This is a genomic window from Bradyrhizobium sp. USDA 4354 (genome assembly GCF_054060315.1).
In genome coordinates, this window is the sequence record NZ_JBSSDC010000001.1 from 5,575,827 (window position 1) to 5,598,394 (window position 22,568).

Below are 22,568 nucleotides of genomic sequence, written 5' to 3' on the forward strand. Positions count from 1 at the left end.
TCACTTCGCCGCCCGCACCTCGACGGAACCCGTGCCGGTCCGGCCATAACGCGAGGGATTGTACATGTCCTCGACATAGGCCTGCGGCAGCACGTATTTGCCTGGCGAGACCGCGCGCACGACGTAGGCGACGGTGAAGACCGATTTGGAATCCGAGGCGCGATCGACCGCCGCGGTGAAGCGATCGTCGCGGAACTCGGTATCTTCAGGCTCCTCGCCGTCCTCGATCCAATCGAGCGTGCCGCTGTCGCCGGAGGACACCAGCTTCGGATTGTCGATCTCGAGGCCCGCCGGCAGATAGTCGGACACCATGATGTGGCCGTACTCCGGCTTGGCCTCGGTGATCTTCAGCACCACCGCAAAGCGCTGATTCTGCTTGACCTTGCTGATGTCGGCCGGCTTGCCGTCGAGCGTGAAATAATTGCGCTCGATCTTGAAGCCGTTCGACGCCGCCGGCTCCGGTGTCACCGGCGAACCCGACACCGAGACCACCGCCTGCACCGGTGCGTCGCCGGTGTTGGTGATCTTCAGCGGCTTGCCCTCCAGCGTCACGGACTTGTAGCTGCGATAGAGCGCGGTCTTGACGGGTTGGCCATCCACTTCCATGGACAGGTTCTCCTTGGCCAGCGCCCGCGCGGCCAGCACCAGCCACGCATTCTCCTGCGTGGAGGTGTAGGGCGTCAGCCCGCGCGCGGTCTCGACTCGGGACACCGCCTGCGTCAGCGTCGCCTTCGGCGCATTGCCTTCGCTGGCGAGCGACACCAAAGCCGCGGCATCGCGAAGCTGCGAGCCGTAGTCGGTGCGGCCGAATTCCAGCGCCGGCTTCGGCGCCAAGCTGTCGAGCGCAGCACTATACACCCGCTCGGCGCGGTTGCGGTCGCCGACCAGCGCCAGCGCCGCCGCAAGCTGCGACTTCGCGATCGGCGTTGCCAGGTTGGCAAGCTTGGTATCGGCGAGATAGCGGAGATCGCCGATCGGTGCTGCGCCGTTGCGTGCGAGCACGTAGAGACCATAGGCGAGCTCGCGCCCGCCGTCCTTCTCCGGCTCGTTGGCATTGACGACCGAGTTGCGGATACGATCGAGCGCGTTCTTGAACAGGACGTCCGGCACCGCAAAGCCCTTTTCGCGGGCACGGGTGAGGAAGTCCGTCACGTAAGCATCGAGCCAGGCATCGTCGCCGCCCGCCGACCACAGGCCGAACGAGCCGTTCGAGCCCTGACGCGCGAGCAGCCGCTCGATCGCGTCGCGGATGCGCTGGTCGACCTCGGTGTCCATGGCGAGGTGCGCGCCGGCCGCGAGGTCATTGACATAGAGCAGCGGCATGGCGCGGCTCGTGATCTGCTCCGAGCAGCCGTAGGGATAGCGGTCGAGTGCCTTGAGGATCGTCGCGGCGTCGAGCGCGGTCGACAGGCTGGCCGAGACCGAGACGCTGCCGGTGCCCGGCACGAGGTCGGAGAACATATCCGAGGTCAGCGTCAGGCTCTCGCCCTTGGCCAGGGTGCGGATCGAACGCCGCGCCAGCACCTGCGTCGCCGCCTTGACGTCGAACGCATAGTGGCGCGCCAGCGCGAGGCCATTCGGCCCCTTGATGTCGACGTCGAGCGTCGCCTGCCCCGCCGCGGTCGCATCGAGCGCGAGCGAGAACGAATTGCGCTGCTTGGCGGCGAGCTTGACCGTGGTGGCGGGATTGCCGGTCATCTTCACCGGGCCGCCCGTCTTCACGTTGATGACGTAGTCGCCGGCCTGGCCCTCGACATTGTCGATCTCCAGGTTGACCGTGCCGTGGTCGCCATTGAGCAGGAAGCGCGGCAGCGTCGTCGTGAGCACCACGGGATCGCGGATCACGACATCGGTGTTGGCGCGGCCGAGCTTCGTCGCAGTCCACGCCACCGCCATCACGCGTGCGGTGCCGGCGAACTCCGGAATGTCGAAGCTCACTTCCGCGGTACCGTCGGCGGCGACGGTGACGATGCCGGAATAGAGCGCGAGCGGCTTCTGCGTGGGCGGCGAGCCCTGGAGCTCGCCTGCGCCGGCGTCGCCGCCGGACTTGATCTGGCCGCGCGTGCCCGACATGCCGTCGATCAGCTGCCCATAGAGATCGCGGATCTCGGCACTCAGGCGGCGCTGGCCGAGATAGTAATCGTCCGGCGCCGGCGGCTTGTAATTGGTGAGGTTGAGGATGCCGACATCGACCGCGGCGATGACCACCTTGGCGTCCTCGCCCGGATTGAGCCCGTCGATCTTGACCGGGATCTTCAGCGTGGAGTTCGGCCGGATCAGCGAAGGCGGGGCCAGCTTCACCTGCAACGTGCGGGTCTGCTTGTCGATGCCGAACCATTTCAGGCCGATCGCCCGGCCCGGCATGCGCTGGGCGGCCGCATCGAGCGGACGGCGCAGCGTCGCCACCACATAGGCGCCGGTGCCCCAGTCCTTGCCGACCGGGAGCTTCACCTGCGCGGTGCCTTCCTTGACATCGATGGTCTGCGTCGTCAGCAGGCGGTCGCCGAGCACGTTGATGGTCAGCTTGCCGGCGCTGCGGACATTGACCGACACCGTCATGGTATCGGCGGAGGCGTATTGCGGCTTGTCGATCGAGGTCTCCAGGAGGTCCGGCGTATCGGCGCTGCCGTCGGAATACCAGCCGACGTCGAACTGCACCGAGGTCACCGGGCCGTCCGCATCGTTCGATTTCACATCGAGCCTGTAGCGGCCGGGCTGCGGGCTGAGCGAGATACGCGACGGCTTATCGGCCGCGATCGTGACGTCACCGTCGGCGACGCGCGAGGTCGACTTGACCGGCTCGTACTCCCAGTAATTGTTCTGGCGATACCACTGGTACCGCGACTCCATCTTCAGGAGCTCATAGCGCAGGCCGTCGCGGGGCAGCGTCTTGCCCTCGGACGAGACGAACACGACGTCGAACTCGGCCTTGTCACCCTCGGCGACATTCTTGTCGCCGAACAGCGGCTTGATGCCGATCATGGCGGTCGCGGGCGCGATCGGCAGCACGAGCTTGCGCTCGACGGCACGGCCGCCGGTCTCGACCATGCGGACGAAGATCTGTGCCTCCTGCGGCCGGGTCGAGGCCGGCTGCTTGTCCAGCGTCACCGGGAAAGTCGCAACGCCGTTGGCGTCGGCTTCAGGCAAATTCTCCAGCGGCGTGCGCTCGTTCGAGGTGGTCTCCTCGTCGTCGACGCCGAACTGGTAGCCGGCAAAGCCGGGACGTTCGCTCGCGGGCGCCACCAGCATGTCACCTTCGAGCTGGAGGCCCGAGGCCGGCGCGCCATAGAGGAAATGACCGTCCGCCTTCAGCTCCACTGGAGCATTAGCTTTGATCAGCTTGTCTTTGGCGGACAAGTCGAATTCGATCCGATCGGGCACGTAGTCCTCGACCATGAAGGTGGTTTCGCCGACCGAAGCCCCCTTCGGATCGGTGAATGCGCGCGCCCGCCAAGTTCCGGTGGGAACAGCCGAATTGAGCGGCACGGACAGCGTGCGGCCGCCGGCGCCCTGATCCGCCAGCACGGCGCGACGATATTCGACGCCGTCGGGGCGCTCGACCACCAGCGTTAGCGGTCCACCGGTGACGGCATTGCCCTGCCCGTCGCGCAACAGCGCGGTCAGATAGACGGTCTCGCTGGAGCGGTAGACGCCGCGCTCGGCATAGACGAACGCATCGGCGCCTGCAGACACCGCGCGGCCGGAGACGCCACGATCGGACAGATCGAAGGCGGAGGACTTCAGGCTGAGGAAGGCATAATCGGCCTTCTCGCCCGTGACCGTCAGCATCGCCGGCGACAGGCCGCCCTCGCCGCGCGCAAGGCCGGGCTCGAACAGCACGTGGCCGGACTCGTCGGTCTTGCGCGTCGCCAGGATCTCGTTATTGCGGGCAACCAGCCGCACCTCGGCCTTGCCGACCGGATCGGTCGAAGCCAGCGAGTTGACGAAGACGTGGATGCCGTCATTGCCGGAGTAAGCGGAGACGCCGAGGTCGGAGACGATGAACCATTGCGTCGCGAGCTGGTAGTCGTCGTCCGAGCCCGGGCCCTTGGCCGCTGCGGTCATGACGTAGACGCCGGGCTGGAGCTCGCCGAGCGCCTGGTCGATCGGGAATGCCGTGGTGACGTCCTGGTTCAGCGTCATCGCCGTCGCGAGCTCGCCGCTCCAGACCTTGACGCCGCGCTCATCGCCGAGATCGCTGAGCTGGTATTTCGACAACGTCCTCTGGAAGTCGCTGTCGACCACCGTGTTGATCAGGTTGCGGTCGCCGATCCGGAAGACGTTGATGTTCACCGCCGGCGTATTGACGCTGACCACGGGAATGCCGCGCTGGCCGGTCCGCGGCAGCACATAGGCGCGGCTGGTGAAGCGCACGAAGGGTTTGCGGTCGCGCACATACATGTTGAACTCGGCCGATTTCGGCAGGCCCTCCTTCACCGTGGACGGCAGGCCGGCCCGCAGATTGATGTTGTAGCGCTCGCCATGTTTCAGCCCGTCGACGCAGAGCTGCTTGCCTTCGGCCGACAGCGCCGGCTTGTCCTGCCCTGCGAGGGCCAGGAAGGGCGCGAAATCGGTGCGCTTGGCAAGCTCTTCCGAGAACTGGAAGCAGGTTCGCGGGCTCGCCGAGTCCGAGTCCACGGTGTAGTCGAGCAGGCGGAAGCCGTGCTCGTCGCGCATCTTCTCATATCGGCCGCGGACCTCGGCGACCTCGCGCATGTCGAGCGACAGCCGCAGCGCGTCCAGCGCCGGCCGCCACAGCTTCCGCTCCGCGAGCGACTTGCCGAGCACGGCGAGCGCGTCAGCCTCCTCGCCGGCATTGCCGGCGCGCATGTAAGCGATGTAGGCGGCGGTCGAGGCCCGCTCGAGCAGGAAGGTCTGCTCGCTGGAGCTCTTCGGCGAGATCTGGAAGATGACCTTGGCGAGCCGCAGCCAGTTGCCGGTATCCTCGGGCGTCGTCGCGGCGATCTGGCCGAGCACCGAGAGGCCGGCGCGATAATCATTGCGCCGGAAAGCGGCGTCGGCGTCCGTCTTCAGCGTCGCGCTGGTCTTGGCGACCGGGCCCGCCTCGCTCTTGATCTGGGCCTCCAGCTTGATCGCGGAATCGGCGAGATCGTCGCGCTTGAAGGCTTTGTCAGCGGCCTGCGCAGCGACAAGGCCGAGCGCCAGCGCGGCGCAGATTGTGACGGCGCGAACAAGACCGATCATGGATGGACTCCCGGAAATCGCGGACGAACGCCGCGGCGGCGAATGAAATGCGCGGAAAGGTGACGGACTCAAGGCGATGGAACCAGAGGTGCAAATCGTCGCATTCGCCATGACAAGGCAAACCCAGAGGAGACCGATCAAGATACCGCCGCGCACGCCGTCCTGATGGCGCAGCACTACCAGACCAGTCGACCGGCGGCCGTGTCCCGGAAGCTCTTCAGCGGCCCCGGCGATGTTGAACCATCGTCCAGTCCGCTGCCGCTCAACCCGGCACCCTGACACCCCACCGTTCCGCTTTGTCGCGGCATTGAGGAAAACGGTTCGGTTCAGGCTTGGCGAAACGCCAGATTTTTCATATTGGCATGCTAGATGAACGGCCAGCCGCCCAAACCGGCCGGCTCAAGACGGTCCCGTAGCTCAACTGGATAGAGTAGCGGATTTCTACTCCGCGGGTTGCAGGTTCGAGTCCTGCCGGGATCGCCAGTCCATTGACAGTCAGCCGCCCTTCACGAACGCGTGGGTAACCATACGCCGACCTTTGCACGGCGCCGATCAGCCCTATGTAAGCGCCGGGCGAGACGTGCCCGATAGGTTTCTTAATGCAGCAATCCGAGTTGACGAGAATGGCGATCGCATCTGCGGTCGCGATCGTTGCGATGTCGTATTTGGCAGTCGACGCAGGCCTGGTGAACACCAATGTGGTCACGAGGCCCGTCAAGGTGGCCCAGGCCTCGATCATTGGCGCCGCAATGGGTCAGCATCACCTTGCCTTCGCCGTTCAGGATTGGGCGCGCCGCGGCCACGAGAAGCCGCAACTGGAGCATTGCCTGGCGGTCGACTGATTGACGCGCCCTCCTTCCGGGCTATCGACAGAATTCATCCTTCACCGCCTGATGCGCCAGCCACCACCGCGCGATGGCCGCGGTGAGATCGCCCCACACCTCCGTCGGAAGATCCGGGACCGCCACCCGGACGCTGTACTGGCCCGTGGTCGCGTCGTGAAACCACTCGGTCGCCGCGAAATCGAAGCCAAAGCTGCCGGCGTGGCGGATGGGAAAGCCCTGCCGGCGCAATTCGCTGCTCATGTCCTCGGCAGCCTGCCGCGCTGCCGCCTCGTCGAGCACGCGCTGTCCGCGGAGGGTCACATACAGACCGTGGGTGAAATGAAGCCCGGCCGAGAGCGCCGGGAGCTTCGCGGCAAAATGTCGGGCGGTGCTTCGGCCGTTACGCAAGATCGCCGCCACGCGCCTCTTCGTCAGTGCCCAGTACGCCTCGCTGCCCGCGAACGGCGGGAAGTGGGCCGGCAATGCCGCGCCGCCGAGCAGCCGCACCGCGTTTCGGGTTTCGGATGCAAGACGTGTCCATTCAAGGCGCCCTGCCCGCGGCGGCTGCTCATGCCCGTGCACAAAAACGGCCGAGCCGAGCCGGCCATATTCCGCTCCGAGCGAATCGAGCTTGTTGTGGCTTCGCACCAACACCAGCGGAATTCCGTATCGTCGGGCCCACCTCAGGACACGCCTGATACGGCCTGACCTGCCGGCGAAGCATGTCGTGTCGAATACGAGGAGATCGAGGCCTGAGCCGTCACAGCGCAGCGCCGCCTCGAAAGCGCCGGCCAAGGAGCAGGAATCCAACAGAAGTATGCGCGGCGAACTCACTGGTGCAAACGCATCGTCCAGCGGGAGCTTCACGGCCTCGAGCCGCAAATGAGGGACGAAGCCCCGGATCAGCTCCAGCGTCTCGCCGTAGGAACCTGGAAGCACCAGGATATCAGCCTTCTCGACGATTTGCGCGGAGGCGAGCAGCACGGCGGAGATCGCGGCCATGCCTGAGGCGGTGTAGATCGCCGTGCTCGTGCAGCCACAGTCGAGCTCATAGAACGAAGGACCGCGTACCGTAAGATCGGCCCTCTGGTAGTCGTAACTGAACTCGAACGGCCCGCTGGCGGGAACGGCCGTATGCGACCAGGCTGTCTCAGTCGCCTTCCACTCGTGCAATTCGTGCTCCGCCCTCAGCGCCGCCGTGATCTGGAATTTGGACCTGACGACGTCGTCGACGGAACGCAGACGCGTTAGATCGATCCGGTTTCTCAGGCAGTCGTTCAACAGCCTGAGTTCCTCATACTTCCGTTCCAGATAGGCTCGAATGGTCTCCATGCGCGTCTTGACAGATTCGATGGGCCGTCAACGCCTGGAAAGCTCCGTGGGTCCAACGCGCCTGCTGCAACGAAAAGGCGTCTTCGCAGTTGATTCCATGCAAGGAGGACAGCATGGCTGATATCAGAGAGCATATGAAGATCATCGGCAAGGACGGCGCGCATGTCGGCACCGTCGATCGCGTCGAGGGCAACCGCATCAAGCTGACGCGCAAGGACAGCCCGGAAGGTCACAAGGACCATCATCACTACATCGACACGAAATATGTCGGTGCCGTCGAAGGCGATATCGTCAAGCTGTCGGTGAATGCCGACGCCGTACCGAAGACGGAAGCCGCCTGAAACACGAAGCCCCTTCGGGGGCTTTTTGTTTGTTCACGGTCCGACTCCGCTTCGTTCGCAAAGCACGAATCGCGATCGCAAATCGAGAGGCCGAGCATTCGTTAATGACCGGTTCAATCTGATCGATCATGCACTCACGAGGACGGGCCGCGGATCGATACGGAACGAACGGGCGATCAGCGCGTTGGATAGCCGACTTGAGTGGTGCCGACTCGCCAGCCCCGGTCGGCTTTGAAGAACCCCGTGCTTGTCCCCCGAGCACGGGGTTTTTCTCATGGGGCGAGCCTACCAGCTGGTGCAGATGCGCCCGGCGGCATCCGGCGGGTGCCCTAGCTCCTCGCGCGGATCGCGGGCGAGCTGGTGCCATGCCAGGGCCAGCTGGATCAGTCGTTGCCGATCGGCGCCTTCAGACGCCGCAGCCAGCTTCATTGCGGCCTCGGCTTCGTGCTGTGGGTCGTACTTGGTGCACATGAGACCGATTTTAGACGGCCGATCTGGACAAGCGCATGGCAATTTCGCCCGTATGATTGCGGGGTGACTTCCTCGTCGCACAGGCTTCGTTCAAGCGATCTGTGAACTGCGTCACAGCCTTCACCCGGCATCTCCGCTAAACAGCTTCAACGCTCCACGTGGAGTTCAGGTCATGAGACACAAAGCAGCAGCCGAGATCGTCGTCCCGACGCAACGACGTAAGTCCGATCTGCTCGGCATCGTCTATCTCGGGACCATCGCCATCGTGATGCTGGCCTGGATCGGCGGCCTGGTCTGGGCCACGATCGCGTTCTTCAGCTGGCTCGTGTCCTGACGCGCGAGAAGATGCGCGCAACGCCGCGCACTCTTCCGGATCACCTCTAGAACAGGTAAGTCAGCACCTGCGAGAGCTTGATCCCGCCGCAAACGATCATGGCCCACAACGCCATGCTGATCTGGATGGCATCCAGCATGTCTCACATCCCCGCGAATCATCCCGACATTTTTCTTTGAGACTTGCGTGAGGCGGTAACGAGCGCCAGCGCTAATTTGAAGCAATCGTCCGCGCGCAAAAAAGAAGCGGGCCTAAGCCCGCCTCCGTGCTTCAATCCGGCTTGGAAAACTCAGTAGCATGCGCGGGGATCGGCCTGCACATATTGGCCGTTCGGATAGCGGTAATAGCAGGTGCCTTGCGCCCAGTAGTAGCCGGGCTGGGATGCAGCGGTGGCTCCGGCGATCGCGCCCGTCGCGCCGCCGAGAACCGCGCCCGCGGCAGCGCCTGTTGCATTGCCCGAGATCAGGCCGCCCAGCAGGCCGCCGACGAGCGCGCCGCCAAGCGCACTGGCGCCGGGATCAGCCGGCGGCGGAGGTGGAGGTGCATAGGCGACCGGAGGCGGGGCATAGGCCACCGGCACGTCGTCGATGTAGTCCTCGGAGATGTAGGCGGGCGGGCCTGCCATCCGCTGCGGATAATAATACCAGACGCCGCCAACGTCCCACCACCAGCCGGAGCGGCCGTGGCGGACTTCGTGGCGCCAGCGTCCACCATCCCAGGCGAGATTGCCGCGATAGGTGTGTCCACCCCAGTCCCGCTCCGGGGCAGGACCGCGCGCGACGTGACGTCCCGGCGGCGGGCCGCCGGCGTTGGGACGCGCGTGGGGCTGACCGCCGGGCTGCGCGGGCCGGGTCGCCTGCTGGGGCGGAGGGCCCCTGCGCACGTTCTGATTGGCCTGAGGCGGCGCGCCTGCACCCGGCGCGGCCGGCGCCGGGCCGGCCTCTCTCGGTGGTCTGGCCTCTTGCGCCTGCGCCGCCAGCGCGAGCAACGACATAGCCGAAACCATGGGAATGATGATCTTCATGCGTTTGGACGCACTCATGCGTGCTTGCCCCCCTTGCTCTTTCGATGGCTTCGGTCGCTGGCGCGATCGACGAATCGCCGCGCGCCGGGCTGATGCCGGCCGAAATAACTGCCCTGCTTGATCGGCTAAGTCCCGTTACAAATGATTAAGATCAGGGCATTTTTTCGGCCCTACTGGCCGCGCTGAAGCGCGCCTAGCGAGCCGGCTCGATCACATTGCAGTTGCTTCGCCCGGACATCAGGCAATCCTGCATCTTGCTGGCTGCGGTGAGATCCCGGGCAAGCCACCAGCCGACGCCGAGGATCACGACCGCGATGATCAATCCGGCGATCGCACCGCGGCGGTCACCGCCAGACTGGCGCTTGGGCTGACTTTTCGGTCGAGGATTGGGCTCCCCGCCGGATTCGGATCTGGATTCTGGCTTCGACATGGCCGTCTGATCGCGCTGGCGAGCCGGCTTTATCACCTCTGCGGCGTCGCGTCACATCCCGATCGGCCGGCCCAAATTCAACCCCGGGTCTGCCGGATCGCATCCCTGCGCAAGGTTTCGACCGCCGGAATTGCCTCCTGGACCCGTGGTGCGCAGCTCGTGAGCACGAATGCGGTCCGGGTGCATTCCCAATCCGCCCCCAGCACCGCACTCTCGATGGGCTGCGGCCGAGCGAGCAGCAGCGCGCTGCCGGCCGCGCTCGCCAGGACAAAGGCAATTGCGAGCGCCTTCAGGCTTGGTCTTGAGATCGTCATGCCCGTGCTCCGTCTCGTATCGGGCGGACGCTAGGCGCCGCCCGCGTGTCCCTTTATGAGGGACATCACAATTCAGCAGTTTTTCCGGGCTACGAGAGATCGTCGGGGGGCGATTTTTCGTTGACCTGATCGGCTGCGATTATGGGTGGCTTCGCGACGCGCGCCGATGTACACGCTTCTGCGTCGCGTGGCGCCTGCTATGCCCAGCCGACGTACCAACAGGCACCGATGTAGGATCGAAAGCGAGGAAGACAAGGCTCGTAATGAGTGGATTCAGGGAACCCGGCTTCGCAGACCGGCAAAAGGCGGCACAGGAAGCCCGCAAAAATCTTTTGAACAAATTCAAGTCGCAGCCGGGCCCCGACGATCCGGCGGTGGCCGCGCGCCGCGCTGAACGCGAGGCACTCGCGGCCAAGCGCGCCGAGGCGAAAGCTGCGCGCGAGGCGGAAAGGGCCGAGCAGAAGCGCCTCGAGGAAGAGGCCAAGGCCGCCGAAGCTGCGCGGATCGCGCGCGAGGCCGAAGAAGCCGCCGAGGCACAGGCTGCGCTCGAAGCCGAGCAAAAGGCCAAGCGCGACGCGCGCTACGCCGCCCGCAAGGCCAAGCGCAAGTAAGTTCACTAGTCACGTTCAATTGAATCTGAACGAATGCACCATTCCGGAGGCGGTCTCAAAGGCCGCCGCCGGAAATCGAGAATGCGCAGCTCGCCCGAGGCGGGCGCTGCGACGACGCCAAAGGATCAATTCTTCTTCATCATCCCGTCGTCTTTCTTCATGCCGTCCTTGGACATGTGGTCCTTCTTCATGCCGTCGTCCTTGGACATGGCGTCCTTCTTCATCATGCCGTTCTTGGCCATCGTGTCCTTTTTCATCATGCCGTCATCCTTGCTCATCTTGTCCTGAGCAAAGGCGGCCGGGGCCAACGCGAGGCCAAGCGAGAGAGCGGCAGCCGATACGCCGAGCGCGATACGGGTACGAATGGTCATGGATCATCTTCCCTTCGAGATGGTGTTTGTCAGCGACGGACGCCGCTAGTTGATCTCGACGGATCGACGGCAGGACTTGTTACGGCCTCGCCGACAAATTTCTCCACGCCGCGCATTCGCCGCAATCACGTCCGCGGCATCGGACCCCCATACGGAGCGGGGCGGCAAGTGTGCAGCGCAGCACGGCCGGCACTTGCCCCGGCATTCGGTCTCGAACTATCAGATGAGAGAATACTGGGTGAAAGACCGGCTAGGATGGGCCTACGCGCCGGTCTCGAAGACCCAAGCCCAAATCACAGCAAACAAGAATCGTCCAAGGGGATCACACCATGATTACGCGCCGCCATCTGATCGCGACCGCCGTCGCGGCACCCGCCATCCTGCGCTTCGGCACCGGCACCGCGCAGGCCGCGACCACACTGAAGATCTCACATCAATTCCCGGGCGGCACCATCGACAAGGGCGATTTTCGCGACCGGCTCTGCCGCATGTTCGCCGCGGAAGTTGCCAAGCGCAGCAACGGCGACATTGCCGCCGAGATCTATCCGAACTCCTCGCTGATCAAGACCAACGCGCAGTTCTCCGCGATGCGCAAGGGTGCGCTCGACATCTCGCTCTATCCGATGCCCTACGCCGGCGGCGAGCTGCCCGAGACCAATATCGGCCTGATGCCGGGCCTCGTCACCACCTACGACCAGGGCCTGCGCTGGAAGAAGGAGCCCATCGGCAAGGCACTGACCGATTTCCTCGCCGACAAGGGCATCATCCTGCTCACCTGGGTCTGGCAGGCCGGCGGCGTCGCGAGCCGCTCCAAGCCGATCGTGGCGCCCGAGGATGCCAAGGGCATGAAGGTGCGCGGCGGCTCGCGCGAGATGGACATGGTGCTCCAGACCGCCGGCGCCTCGGTGCTGTCGGTGCCGTCGAACGAGATCTACGCGGCGATGCAGACCGGCGCGTGCGATGCCGGCATCACCTCCTCCACCAGCCTGATCTCGTTCCGTCTCGAAGAGGTCGCGAAGTCGCTGACATCAGGCGCGGGCACCTCCTACTGGTTCATGCTGGAGCCCTTGATGATGTCGAAGGCGATCTTCGACAAGCTGCCGAAGAACCATCAGGACATTTTGCTCGCGGTCGGCACCGAGCTCGAAGCCTTCGGCCGCAAGGGCGCGCAGGACGACGATATCGAGGTCGGCAAGGTCTACGAGAAGGCCGGCGCCAAGGTCTCCGTGCTCGACGCCGCGACGGTCGGCAAGTGGCGGGATATCGCCCGCGACACTGCCTGGAAGGATTACACCGCCAAGACTGCGACCGCGGCAAACCTGCTCAAGCTCGCAACCGACGTCGCGGCATGAGTCACGGTCCGCTTCCGGATCGTGACGACCCGCCGAGCGCTACCGCAGGGACCGGCCCTGCGGCTGCGATCGATCGCGGTCTCGCCGTCCTCAACAGCATCATCATCGTGTTCGCCGCGATCGCGCTGGTCGCGGCCTGCACCATCCTGAGCTACAGCGTGCTCAGCCGTGCCTTGTTCAAGGCCGCCAATTACTGGCAGGACGAAGCCGCCGTGTTCCTGCTGGTCGGCGCCACCTTCATGACGGCGGCCTACGTGCAGCAGAGCCGCGGCCATATCGGCATCGAGGCCTTCGTCGGCCTGCTCTCGCCGCTCGCCAACAAGGTCCGTCTCTGGCTGGTCGACGCCGCGACGTTCCTGTTCTGCGCCTTCTTCACCTGGAAGTCCTGGACACTGGCCCATGAGGCCTATGTCGACGGCCAGGTCTCGAATTCGATGTGGTCGCCGCCGCTCGCCATTCCCTATTCGCTGATGGCGCTCGGCATGAGCCTGCTCTGCATCCAGATCCTCGTGCAGCTTGCGCTGCCATTCGCCGGAGCCAGGCGGCCATGAGCGTTTTCGGTATCGGCCTCGCCTACGGGGTAGCGACGCTGCTCGTGATGTTCTCAGGCATGCCCATAGCTTTTGCCCTCGGCGCGGTCGCCGTCGTGTTCATGGGCATCTACATGCCCTCGGCCTCGCTCGATACGGTGACGCAGAACGTCTACGAGGAAATGGCCTCGATCACGCTCCTGTCGATCCCGCTCTTCATCCTGAAGGGCGCGGCGATCGGCAAGTCGCGCGCCGGCCAGGATCTCTATTCGGCCCTGCACGCCTGGCTGCATCGCGTCCCCGGCGGCCTCGGCGTCGCCAACGTCTTCGCCTGCGCACTGTTCGCGGCAATGGCAGGCTCGAGCCCAGCGACCTGCTCGGCGATCGGCTCGGCCGGCATCCCCGAGATGCGCAAGCGCGGTTATTCCGGCGGTTTTGCCGCAGGGATCATCGCCGCCGGCGGCACGCTCGGCATCCTGCTGCCGCCGTCCATCACCATGATCCTGTTCGCGGTCGCCGCCGAAAAGTCGCTCGGACGGCTATTCCTCGCCGGCATCGGTCCCGGCCTGCTGCTGGTCACCCTGTTCGGCGCCTATGCCGTGATCCGTTTTCGACAGGAGTACAGGGCGGCTGAAGCGGCGTACAAGAACGGCGGCCCCGAGGCTGCGATCCTGACCCGCGACGAGTACACGCTGGCCGAACGCTTCAGCGTGCTGCCGCGGGTGATCCCGTTCGTGCTGCTGCTGACCGGCGTCATGATCGCCCTCTATGGCGGCTACGCCACGCCGTCGGAGACCGCCGGCCTCGGCGGCCTCCTGGCGCTGGCGCTGATCGCGGCGATCTACAGCGTGTGGCGGCCGAGCGATCTCGCCCCCATCATGAAGTCGACGATCCGGGAATCCACCATGCTGATGATGATCATCGGCATGTCGCTGCTCTATTCCTACGTGATGAGCTATCTGCACATCTCGCAATCGGTCGCCGAATCCATCGTTGCGATGCACCTGCCGCGCTGGGAGCTGCTGTTCGCGATTCTCGTCATGGTCGTCGTGCTGGGCTTTTTCCTGCCGCCGGTCTCGATCATCCTGATGACGGCACCGATCATCCTGCCGCCCTTACGCGCAGCAAACTTCGACATCATCTGGTTCGGCGTCGTCATGACCATCGTGATGGAGATGGGCCTGATCCACCCCCCCGTCGGCCTCAACATCTTCGTCATCCGCAACGTCGCGCCGGACATTCCCCTGCGCGAGGTGATCTGGGGCACACTGCCATTCGTGCTCTTGATGATGCTCGCGGTGCTGCTGCTGTGCTTCGTGCCGGGGATCTCGACCTGGCTGCCGGACCTCGTTATGGGGCCGGACGGGAGCAGGTGACGGCAATCACAACTGCCGTAGGGTGGGCAAAGCGAAGCGTGCCCACCATCTATCGCGGACTTTGAAGTGTGTGGTGGGCACGGCGCGAGTGCGCCTTTGCCCACCCTACGAATTCTCCTCCCGCCGCGACTTCGGCGCGGTCGCCACGACCTGCAACAGATCCTTGCGCACGGCTTCGATGTGCCGCTCCAGGAAGCGGCAGGCTTCCTCGACCTTCCCCGCGCGGCAGAGCGCGATCAACTGGGCGTGCTCCTTCTCGGCAGTGCCCATCGCCTTGGTGTTGGAGAGCTGGAGGCGGGTGTAGCGGTCGCTGGTCTGAAGCAGCGACAGCACGATCGCGCGCGTGCGCGGTTGCGGCGCATGCACATAGAGCGCCATGTGGAAGTCGGCGTTGAGCTGGCCCCACTCACTGACATTGCGCGCCTTGATCGCCTTCTCGAAGCTCCGGTGGATGTCGTCTAGCCCCTCGAAATCCTCCACGGAGAAACGCGGCGCTGATTGCGCCAGCAATCGCGGCTCCAGGATGCGGCGCAGGTCGAACACGTCGTTGATCTCGTCCAGTGACAGCTCGGAAACGATGGCGCCCTTCTGCGGAACGATCCGCACCAGGCCTTCCGCCTCGAGCTGGAATAGCGCCTCGCGGACAGGAATGCGGCTGACGCCATAGGCATCGCCAAGCGCGTCCTGGCGCAGCTGCGATCCGGCCGGATAGGTGCCGTCGAGGATCGCCTGGCGGAGCTGGTCGACGATCGCAGCCGACAGGGTGCGATGCTTCAGAGGCTGTCTCATCTGATCGTCTGTTGTCCTTCCCGACTCGTTCGGCCGACGCGGTCCCTGTCTTGCATGTTGAGGTCTCCGGCAAACGCCAAACACTCTCAAAGGCCAAGCCCGATGCACAAGCTAAGTGCCCAGCATAAGCGCGCCCTGCCGCCGAAATGATCGCAAACTCCGTTTGACTCCCAAAATGTATAAATTATACATTTGGCAATCGCACGACAAATCTTTCGGGGGTTGGGCCTCTTTCATGATCGAGCAGACCATGCCGGCCACGCGCGCGCTCAGCCTCCGACATACGATCGTCCGGATGTCGAGCGCCCTGCTCGCCTTCGAGCGTCTTGCGCTGATGGGCCTGATGTACCTGCTCACCGGACTGATCCTGGTGAACGTCGTCACCCGCTACTCGCATTTCCCGATCTACTGGATCGATGAATCCGCTGTTTATTGCGTGGTCTGGCTGACCTTCATCGGCGCTTCCGCCATGACGCGGCTGCGGCTCGATTTCGCGGTGACCATGCTGACGGAGCGGTTGTCGTTGCGGCACCAGAAGATCGCCAAGGTGATCTCGACCGGCCTCGTCGTCGTGTTCGGCATCGCCCTCATCGTCACCTGCGTGCTCTGGATGGATCCGGTCGGATTGGCTCGCGTGGGCTTCGACGGACGCAAGCTCGCGGCCGAGACCTTCAATTTCCTCTATACCGAGCACACCCAGACGCTGAACTGGCCGACCTGGGTGCTCTATCTGACGCTGCCGATCTTCGCGGTGTCCATGACCATTCACGGCCTCGCCAATCTGCTGGAAGATCTCGAGCTGGTCCCGCGTACCGCGCCGAAAGGTTTTCAGCTCTCCGAACTGGACGGGGTCAACTGATGATCACGTCAGCGGCTTTCATGGCGTTCATGCTGGTCGGCGTGCCGATCGGCCTCTGCCTGTGCCTCGCCGGCCTCGTCTATATCGCCGCATCCGGCAATCCCGTGCTGTTCCAGTCCTATCCGCTGCAGCTGTTCGGCGGCGTCGACAGCTACGGCCTGATTGCCATCCCGCTCTTCATCCTGATCGGCGAGATCATGAATGGCGGCGGCATCACGCGGCGCATCGTCGACATGGCGATGGCCTTCGTCGGCTCGCTCAAGGGCGGGCTCGCCTACGTCAACGTCCTCGCCAACATGTTCATCTCCTCCATCCTGGGATCTGCGACGGCGCAAGTCGCGATCATGGCCCAGATCATGGTGCCGGAGATGGAGAAGAAGGGCTACGACAAGACCTTCGCCGCGGGGCTGACCGCCTATGGCGGCATGCTCGGCCCGATCATCCCGCCCTCGGTGATGTTCGTGGTCTACAGCGTGCTGGCGCAGGTCTCGGTCAGCGACATGCTGATCGCCGGCATCGTGCCGGGCGTCATCCTCACGGTGATGTTCTGTCTCGTCATCGCGCTGATGGGATACATCTACAACTATCCCCGCGCGGACTACCAGACGCCGCGCCAGCGCGTCATGACGATCCTGCGGACGTCTCCGACGCTGCTGATCCCCATCGTCATCGTCGGCACCATCCTCGGCGGCCTCGCCAACGCGACGGAATCGGCGGCGGTCGGCGCGGTCGCTGCGGCATTGATCGGAAAATATTGGACCAGGGAATTCGAGTTCTCGCAGCTGCCGCAGATGATGCTGCGCAGCGCCATCTATTCGGCGATCGTGCTGTTCCTGGTCGCAGCCGCCGCCGTGTTCTCCTGGGTGCTGATCTTCGGCAAGGTGCCGCAGGAGACCGCCGCCTGGATTCAGACGGTCGCCAAGGATCCGGTCAGCTTCATGCTGATCTGCAACGTCATCCTGCTGGTGATCGGCACTGTCATCGATGGCATTCCCGGCCTGATCATGACGGTGCCGATCCTGCTGCCGGTCGCGACCGAGATCTATCACATCGACCCCCGGCAGTTCGGCGTCGTGGTGGTGATCAACCTCGTGCTCGGGCTGCTTTCGCCGCCTGTCGGGCTCTGCTTCTTCGTCGCGGCCGCCGTCACCGGCGCCAAGCCCGGCAAGATGTTCATGGTGACGCTGCCCTTCTTCGTCATCTCCTGCATCCTGTTGGTGCTGCTCTCGCTCTACCCGTCGCTCTCGCTGATCCTCGTCAAATAGGCTCGTTCAAAAGGAAGTCCGACCATGCCGCTATCACGCCGCCGCTTTCTCGCCGCCAGTGCCGCCGCTTCGGTGTTCGCGCCATCGCTGGCGCTCGCCCAGGCCAAGGAATTCCGCCTCGGCCTGATCACGCCGAACGGCCACTCCTGGAACAAGGCCGCGCTCAGGTTCGGCGAGGACCTCAAGGCCGCGACCAACGGCCGCCTGACATTGACCGTGTTCCACTCCGGCCAGCTCGGCAACGAGACCGCGATGATGCAGCAATTGCAGTCCGGCGCGCTCGACATGGGCTTCATCCAGGCCGCCGAGCTCGGCTCGCGCGTGCCGCACATCGCCGCGATCAATGCGCCCTACATCGTCCGCTCGACGCCGGCGGTCGCGAAATTCGTGCGCCATCCCGCGGCGGTGAAGCTGTTCGACGTGCTGCCGCAGGAGACCGGCACCATCGGGCTCGGCTGGGGCATCACCGGCATGCGCGCGGTGTTCTCCTCCAAGGACCTGAATTCGCTCGCCGACATCAAGGGCATGAAGCTGCGCATCAACCCAACGCCGGTCTACCGCGATTTCTATTCCTCGCTGGGCGCCGCGCCGACGCCGATCCCGACGCCGCAGGTGTTCGATGCCATGGCCAACGGCCAGGTCGATGGCCTTGAGGCCGATCTCGAATTCTCCTGGAATCAGCGCTTCGACAAGGTGTCGAAGGTGATCCTCCAGATGAACGCTGTCTTCATGCCGATGGCGGCGGTCGTCTCCGGCCGGGTCTGGCAATCGCTTCCGGCCGCCGACCGCGAGCTGATCACCAAGACGATCAAGTCGACGCTGGACTCGCAGATCGACGAGCTCGCCGGCAACGAGCCCACGTTGATCGAGAACTTCAAGAAGGCGCCAATCCCGATCCGCCAGGTCGACGCCAAGGACACTGAGGCCGTCATTGCCGAGTTCGACAAGATCTGGCTGCCGAAAGCCCCCGTCCTCGCCGAGCTGCGCAAGGTCGGCGCGGCGCTCTGAGATCATCCACCAACTTCACGTCAATGCCCGGCGGATCGAACGATCCGCCGGCACAATTCCAATCGGAGCCAAACAATGAGCCCACGCATCTCCTGGGAAGGCGTCTTCCCGGCCGTCACCACACAATTCAACGACGACCTGTCGCTTAATATCGATGCGACCGCCAAGGTCATGGACGGCTTGATCCGCGACGGCGTCTCCGGCCTGATCGTCTGCGGCTCGGTCGGCGAGAACACCTCGCTCGAGCGCAAGGAGAAGATCGCGATCATGGAGGCGGCCAAGTCTGTCGCCGCCGGCCGCGTGCCGGTGCTGTGCGGCATCGCCGAGTTCACCACGGCCTTTGCGGTCGAGACGGCGAAGGAAGCCGCACGCGTCGGCATCGACGGCGTGATGGTGATGCCGGCGCTGGTCTATTCCTCCAAGCCGCACGAGACCGCCGCGCATTTCCGCGCCGTTGCCAGTGCCACCGACCTGCCGGTGATGCTCTACAACAACCCGCCGATCTACAAGAACGACGTCACGCCGGACATCCTGGTCTCGCTCGCCGACGTCGAGACCGTGGTCTGCTTCAAGGATTCCTCCGGCGACACGCGGCGTTTCATCGACACCAGGAACATGGTCGGCGACCGCTTCGTGCTGTTCGCCGGCCTCGACGATGTCATCGTCGAGAGCGTCGCAATGGGCGCCGTGGGCTGGGTCTCCGGCATGTCGAACGCCTTCCCGCGCGAAGGCGAGACGCTGTTCCGCCTTGCCAAGGCTGGGCGCTATACCGAGGCCATGCCGGTCTACGAATGGTTCATGCCGCTGTTGCATCTCGACGCCCGCCCGGACCTCGTCCAGTGCATCAAGCTGTGCGAGCACATCATGGGCCGCGGCACTGCGCTGACCCGCCCGCCCCGCCTGGCGCTGCTGCCGCAGGAGAAGGCCGAGGTCGAGTCCATGATGGCCAAGGCGCTCAAGAACCGGCCGCGCCTGCCGGATGTCGGGCTGAAGGCCGCCTGAAAGCAGGTCTCGTAGGGTGGGCAAAGCGAAGCGTGCCCACCTTCTGTCCGTGATCGCGAGAGATGGTGGGCACGGCGCTACGCGCCTTTGCCCACCCTACGGCACCGGTGAAAGCTCTCTCCGTCGTCATTGCGAGGAGTTCTTGCGACGAAGCAATAGGGTTTCTCCGCGGAGGGATTCTGGATTGCTTCGCTGCGCTCGCAATGACGGATTACGACGCCGCGCGCTTCCTCTTAGCGTTCAGCGCGGAGGCCACGCGACTGACCGGCGGCTTGCCCAGCACGCCGCTCATCTCGTTCGTCGCTTCCAACAGCCGGTCCATATCGACACCCGTCCCGATGCCCATGCCTTCCAGCATGTAGACGACATCCTCAGTCGCGACATTGCCGGTCGCGCCCGGCGCATAGGGGCAGCCGCCGAGGCCGCCGGCGGCGGCGTCGATGACGCGGACGCCCTCCTCCATCCCCGCGTAGAGGTTGGCCAGCGCCTGGCCGTAGGTGTCGTGGAAATGCATCGCGAGCTTGGCAGGCGGGATGCTGGCGGCAACCGCACGCAGCATCTCCTTCGCCTTGACAGGCGTGCCGACGCCGATGGTGTCGCCGAGCGAGATTTCGTAGCAGCCGAGCTCGAACAGCGTATTGGCGAGATCGGCGACAGCCTTCGGCTTGATCTCGCCGTCGAACGGACAGCCCAGCACGCAGGAGATATAGCCGCGCACCTTCACGCCGTCGGCCTTGGCGCGCGCCAGCACAGGCTTGAACCGCTCGATGGACTCCGCAATCGTGCAATTGATGTTGGCCCGCGAAAATCCTTCGGAGGCTGCCGCGAACACGGAGACCACTTTGGCGCCCGCGGCGCGGGCCGCTTCATAGCCCTTCTCGTTCGGCACCAGCACGTGGAATTCGGCGCCCTTCACATGCGCAACGCCGCGCAGCACGGCATCCGAGCTCGCCATTTGCGGGATCGCCTTCGGCGAGACGAAGGCGCCGACCTCGACCGTATGCAACCCGGCCCCGACCAGCGCCTCGATAAAGGCAATGCGAGCCTCGACGCTGACGGGCGTTTTCTCGTTCTGGAGGCCGTCGCGCGGCCCCATCTCGATGATGCGGACCTGATCGCTCATGTCACTCTCCGGAAGCCTCGACCACGGCGAGCTCGACGCCCTCCTGCACGATGTCGCCGACCTTGCATTTGATGGACTTCAGCACGCCGGCATAGGGCGCACGCAGCGTCTGCTCCATCTTCATCACTTCGAGGGTGAGGATCGGCGCGCCCTTCTCCAGCGTCGCCCCCTCCTCGGCCAGCACGGCAACCACCGTGCCGGGCAGCGGCGCTGCGATCTTGTCCTCGCCGACATGCTCCTCGCTCTCGCCGCCGAACGGATCGACCCAGTGCAGGTCGAAGCGGCCGTTGCGGGTGCGCAGATACAGCTCATGGCCGTCGATCACCGCCGCGACTGACGATTTGACGCCGTCGAGCGTCAGATCGAAGCCGCCGTCCTTCGCCGCGATCGTGAAGGCCAGCTCGCGCTCGCCGATCATCAGCGTGGACGGCCCGCTGCCGTAGTTCAGCGTGATCTTCTGCTCCGGCCCATGCCCGACGCGGAAGGCAAAGCTGCGCTGGCGGCGGCCGACCGGCTGCCAGCCGAAGGTCTGCCACGGCGAATTCGCCTGGACCTGCGCGGCCTGCCGCTCCTCGTTGATGATCGCGGCTACGGCAGCACAGAGCTCGAGCTCTCCTGGCGGTGCTGCCGCCGAGGTCAGGACGGCCAGCTCGCGCTCGATAAAACCGGTGTCGATCGCATTGGTCCGCACCTTGGGATGCGTGATCAGCGCCGAGAGGAACGGGATGTTGGTGACGATGCCGCGGACATCGGACTCTTCCAGCCCGCGGTTGAGGCGGTCAATCGCCGCGTCGCGCGTCGGGGCCCACGCAATCGTCTTTGCCAGCATCGCATCGTAGTAGGGCGAGACCGCATCGCCTTCGCGATAGCCGGCGTCGATGCGCAAGCCTCCGGTCTCCGCCGGCAGTCGCCAGGTCGAGATCCTTCCGACCGACGGCATGAAGTTCTTGGTCGGGTTCTCTGCGTACACGCGCGCTTCGATCGCGTGACCGTTGAGGCGGATCTCGTCCTGCTTCAAGGGCAGCGCCTCGCCGAAGGCGACGCGCAGCTGCCACTCGACGAGATCAATCCCGGTGATCAGCTCGGTCACGGGATGCTCGACCTGGAGACGCGTGTTCATCTCGATGAAGAACACGTCCTTGCCGTCGGAGACGAACTCGATGGTGCCGGCCCCGACATAGTTGACCGCGCCCGCCGCCTTCCGTGCCGCGGCGCAGACGGTTTCGCGCTGCGCGGCATTGAGCGTCGGCGACGGCGCCTCCTCGATCACCTTCTGGTGCCGGCGCTGCAGCGTGCATTCGCGCTCGAACAGCGACAAGAGATTGCCGTGGCTGTCGCCGATCACCTGCACCTCGATATGCCTGGGATTGTCGACATATTTTTCGATCAGCATGCGGTCGTCGCTGAACGCGGCCTTGGCCTCGCGCTGGGCGCTGACGATCGCAGGACCAAGCTCGGCGGCCGAGCGCACGATCCGCATGCCCCGTCCGCCGCCGCCGGCCGAGGCCTTCACCAGGACGGGGAAACCAACCTTTTCGGCCGCCTTCGCCAGCGTCGCATCGTCCTGCGCATCGCCGTGATAGCCGGGCACCAGCGGCACGCCGGCCCTCTCCATCAGCTCTTTTGAGCCGGACTTCGAACCCATCGCCGTCATCATCCCGGCGGTCGGGCCGACGAACACCAACCCGGCGTCGAAGCAGGCTCGCGCAAACTCGGCATTTTCCGACAGGAAGCCGTAGCCGGGATGCACGGCCTCAGCCCCCGTCTTCCGAGCGGCCTCGATCAGCCGCTCGACATTAAGGTAACTGTCGCGCGCCCGTGCCGGCCCGAGCAGCACGGCCTCATCCGCGAGCGCGACATGCATCGCGTCGCGATCGGCCTCGGAATAGACGGCGACGGTACGCAGGCCCATGGCACGGGCGGTGCGGATGACGCGGCAGGCGATCTCGCCGCGATTGGCGATCAGGAGCGTGCGAAAACGGCGGTAGAGCTTCGAGCGGTCCATCG

At 64.8% G+C, this 22,568-nt stretch carries 21 protein-coding genes and 1 tRNA gene; 12 read left to right on the forward strand and 10 right to left on the reverse strand.

Features of this window, described 5'->3' with window-relative positions; genetic code table 11:
* Nucleotides 1–5,205 (reverse strand): alpha-2-macroglobulin family protein, encoded by a 5,205-nt coding sequence (locus ACVIIV_RS25815; protein WP_456746653.1) that lies wholly within the window; start codon nucleotides 5,203–5,205, stop codon nucleotides 1–3.
* A 406-nt stretch (nucleotides 5,206–5,611) separates the two neighbouring features.
* On the opposite strand from ACVIIV_RS25815, the gene ACVIIV_RS25820 reads away from it, so the two are divergent.
* A tRNA-Arg gene (locus tag ACVIIV_RS25820) sits at nucleotides 5,612–5,688 on the forward strand.
* Between the two features lie 140 nt (nucleotides 5,689–5,828).
* Nucleotides 5,829–6,047 (forward strand): hypothetical protein, encoded by a 219-nt coding sequence (locus ACVIIV_RS25825; protein ID WP_456746654.1) that lies wholly within the window; start codon nucleotides 5,829–5,831, stop codon nucleotides 6,045–6,047.
* Nucleotides 6,048–6,068: 21 nt separating this feature from the next.
* Here the strand turns inward: ACVIIV_RS25825 and ACVIIV_RS25830 are convergent, their stop codons facing one another.
* Nucleotides 6,069–7,361: a hypothetical protein gene (locus tag ACVIIV_RS25830; protein WP_456746655.1), complete on the reverse strand. Its 1,293-nt coding sequence runs from the start codon at nucleotides 7,359–7,361 to the stop codon at nucleotides 6,069–6,071.
* 113 nt (nucleotides 7,362–7,474) lie between these two features.
* Here ACVIIV_RS25830 and ACVIIV_RS25835 point away from each other — a divergent pair, with 113 nt between their 5' ends.
* Complete coding sequence (locus tag ACVIIV_RS25835) at nucleotides 7,475–7,702, forward strand: DUF2171 domain-containing protein (RefSeq protein ID WP_028176428.1); 228 nt, start codon at nucleotides 7,475–7,477, stop codon at nucleotides 7,700–7,702.
* 285 nt (nucleotides 7,703–7,987) lie between these two features.
* On the opposite strand, the gene ACVIIV_RS25840 is transcribed toward ACVIIV_RS25835, so the two are convergent.
* Nucleotides 7,988–8,131: a hypothetical protein gene (locus tag ACVIIV_RS25840; protein ID WP_456746656.1), complete on the reverse strand. Its 144-nt coding sequence runs from the start codon at nucleotides 8,129–8,131 to the stop codon at nucleotides 7,988–7,990.
* Nucleotides 8,132–8,345: 214 nt separating this feature from the next.
* Here ACVIIV_RS25840 and ACVIIV_RS25845 point away from each other — a divergent pair, with 214 nt between their 5' ends.
* On the forward strand, nucleotides 8,346–8,507 hold the full coding sequence (locus ACVIIV_RS25845) for a hypothetical protein (protein ID WP_456746657.1): 162 nt from the start codon (nucleotides 8,346–8,348) through the stop codon (nucleotides 8,505–8,507).
* A 289-nt stretch (nucleotides 8,508–8,796) separates the two neighbouring features.
* Here ACVIIV_RS25845 and ACVIIV_RS25850 read toward each other — a convergent pair whose 3' ends face one another.
* The 3 genes from ACVIIV_RS25850 to ACVIIV_RS25860 all read right to left on the reverse strand — a co-directional run bounded on the left by ACVIIV_RS25850 (nucleotide 8,797) and on the right by ACVIIV_RS25860 (nucleotide 10,275).
* Nucleotides 8,797–9,549 (reverse strand): hypothetical protein, encoded by a 753-nt coding sequence (locus tag ACVIIV_RS25850; protein WP_456746658.1) that lies wholly within the window; start codon nucleotides 9,547–9,549, stop codon nucleotides 8,797–8,799.
* 175 nt (nucleotides 9,550–9,724) lie between these two features.
* Nucleotides 9,725–9,961 carry a membrane protein gene (locus ACVIIV_RS25855; RefSeq protein ID WP_456746659.1) on the reverse strand — a complete coding sequence of 79 codons (237 nt, stop codon included), beginning with the start codon at nucleotides 9,959–9,961 and terminating at the stop codon, nucleotides 9,725–9,727.
* 77 nt (nucleotides 9,962–10,038) lie between these two features.
* Nucleotides 10,039–10,275 (reverse strand): hypothetical protein, encoded by a 237-nt coding sequence (locus ACVIIV_RS25860; protein WP_456746660.1) that lies wholly within the window; start codon nucleotides 10,273–10,275, stop codon nucleotides 10,039–10,041.
* 263 nt (nucleotides 10,276–10,538) lie between these two features.
* On the opposite strand from ACVIIV_RS25860, the gene ACVIIV_RS25865 reads away from it, so the two are divergent.
* Nucleotides 10,539–10,886 carry a DUF6481 family protein gene (locus tag ACVIIV_RS25865; RefSeq protein ID WP_456746661.1) on the forward strand — a complete coding sequence of 116 codons (348 nt, stop codon included), beginning with the start codon at nucleotides 10,539–10,541 and terminating at the stop codon, nucleotides 10,884–10,886.
* Between the two features lie 125 nt (nucleotides 10,887–11,011).
* Here ACVIIV_RS25865 and ACVIIV_RS25870 read toward each other — a convergent pair whose 3' ends face one another.
* The gene (locus ACVIIV_RS25870; RefSeq protein ID WP_456746662.1) at nucleotides 11,012–11,257 is read right to left on the reverse strand and encodes a pentapeptide MXKDX repeat protein; all 246 of its coding nucleotides are present in this window, start codon (nucleotides 11,255–11,257) and stop codon (nucleotides 11,012–11,014) included.
* A 329-nt stretch (nucleotides 11,258–11,586) separates the two neighbouring features.
* Here ACVIIV_RS25870 and ACVIIV_RS25875 point away from each other — a divergent pair, with 329 nt between their 5' ends.
* The 3 genes from ACVIIV_RS25875 to ACVIIV_RS25885 are packed head-to-tail and all read left to right on the forward strand — an operon-like array spanning nucleotide 11,587 to nucleotide 14,515.
* Nucleotides 11,587–12,609 carry a TRAP transporter substrate-binding protein gene (locus tag ACVIIV_RS25875; RefSeq protein ID WP_456746663.1) on the forward strand — a complete coding sequence of 341 codons (1,023 nt, stop codon included), beginning with the start codon at nucleotides 11,587–11,589 and terminating at the stop codon, nucleotides 12,607–12,609.
* Nucleotides 12,606–13,160: a TRAP transporter small permease gene (locus ACVIIV_RS25880; RefSeq protein ID WP_456746664.1), complete on the forward strand. Its 555-nt coding sequence runs from the start codon at nucleotides 12,606–12,608 to the stop codon at nucleotides 13,158–13,160. Before ACVIIV_RS25875 ends, ACVIIV_RS25880 begins: the two co-directional genes overlap by 4 nt.
* Nucleotides 13,157–14,515 (forward strand): TRAP transporter large permease, encoded by a 1,359-nt coding sequence (locus tag ACVIIV_RS25885; protein WP_456746665.1) that lies wholly within the window; start codon nucleotides 13,157–13,159, stop codon nucleotides 14,513–14,515. Before ACVIIV_RS25880 ends, ACVIIV_RS25885 begins: the two co-directional genes overlap by 4 nt.
* Nucleotides 14,516–14,620: 105 nt before the next feature.
* On the opposite strand, the gene ACVIIV_RS25890 is transcribed toward ACVIIV_RS25885, so the two are convergent.
* Complete coding sequence (locus ACVIIV_RS25890) at nucleotides 14,621–15,304, reverse strand: GntR family transcriptional regulator (RefSeq protein WP_456746666.1); 684 nt, start codon at nucleotides 15,302–15,304, stop codon at nucleotides 14,621–14,623.
* 250 nt (nucleotides 15,305–15,554) lie between these two features.
* Between ACVIIV_RS25890 and ACVIIV_RS25895 the strand changes: the two genes are divergently transcribed.
* The 4 genes from ACVIIV_RS25895 (at nucleotide 15,555) to ACVIIV_RS25910 (ending at nucleotide 19,438) form a co-directional block, all read left to right on the forward strand.
* The gene (locus ACVIIV_RS25895; RefSeq protein WP_456748826.1) at nucleotides 15,555–16,163 is read left to right on the forward strand and encodes a TRAP transporter small permease; all 609 of its coding nucleotides are present in this window, start codon (nucleotides 15,555–15,557) and stop codon (nucleotides 16,161–16,163) included.
* Nucleotides 16,163–17,428, forward strand: coding sequence for a TRAP transporter large permease (locus ACVIIV_RS25900; protein WP_456746667.1), 1,266 nt, complete (start codon nucleotides 16,163–16,165; stop codon nucleotides 17,426–17,428). The genes ACVIIV_RS25895 and ACVIIV_RS25900 overlap by 1 nt, the downstream gene beginning before the upstream one ends.
* A gap of 24 nt (nucleotides 17,429–17,452) precedes the next feature.
* Entirely contained in the window at nucleotides 17,453–18,436 is a 984-nt protein-coding gene (locus ACVIIV_RS25905) for a TRAP transporter substrate-binding protein (protein ID WP_456746668.1), read from the forward strand.
* 75 nt (nucleotides 18,437–18,511) lie between these two features.
* A complete protein-coding gene (locus tag ACVIIV_RS25910) occupies nucleotides 18,512–19,438 on the forward strand; it encodes a dihydrodipicolinate synthase family protein (protein WP_456746669.1) in 927 nt (308 codons plus the stop codon).
* A gap of 211 nt (nucleotides 19,439–19,649) precedes the next feature.
* Here ACVIIV_RS25910 and ACVIIV_RS25915 read toward each other — a convergent pair whose 3' ends face one another.
* Nucleotides 19,650–20,561 carry a hydroxymethylglutaryl-CoA lyase gene (locus tag ACVIIV_RS25915; protein ID WP_456746670.1) on the reverse strand — a complete coding sequence of 304 codons (912 nt, stop codon included), beginning with the start codon at nucleotides 20,559–20,561 and terminating at the stop codon, nucleotides 19,650–19,652.
* Nucleotide 20,562: 1 nt separating this feature from the next.
* On the reverse strand, nucleotides 20,563–22,566 hold the full coding sequence (locus ACVIIV_RS25920) for an acetyl/propionyl/methylcrotonyl-CoA carboxylase subunit alpha (protein ID WP_456746671.1): 2,004 nt from the start codon (nucleotides 22,564–22,566) through the stop codon (nucleotides 20,563–20,565).
* Nucleotides 22,567–22,568: the final 2 nt, after the last annotated feature.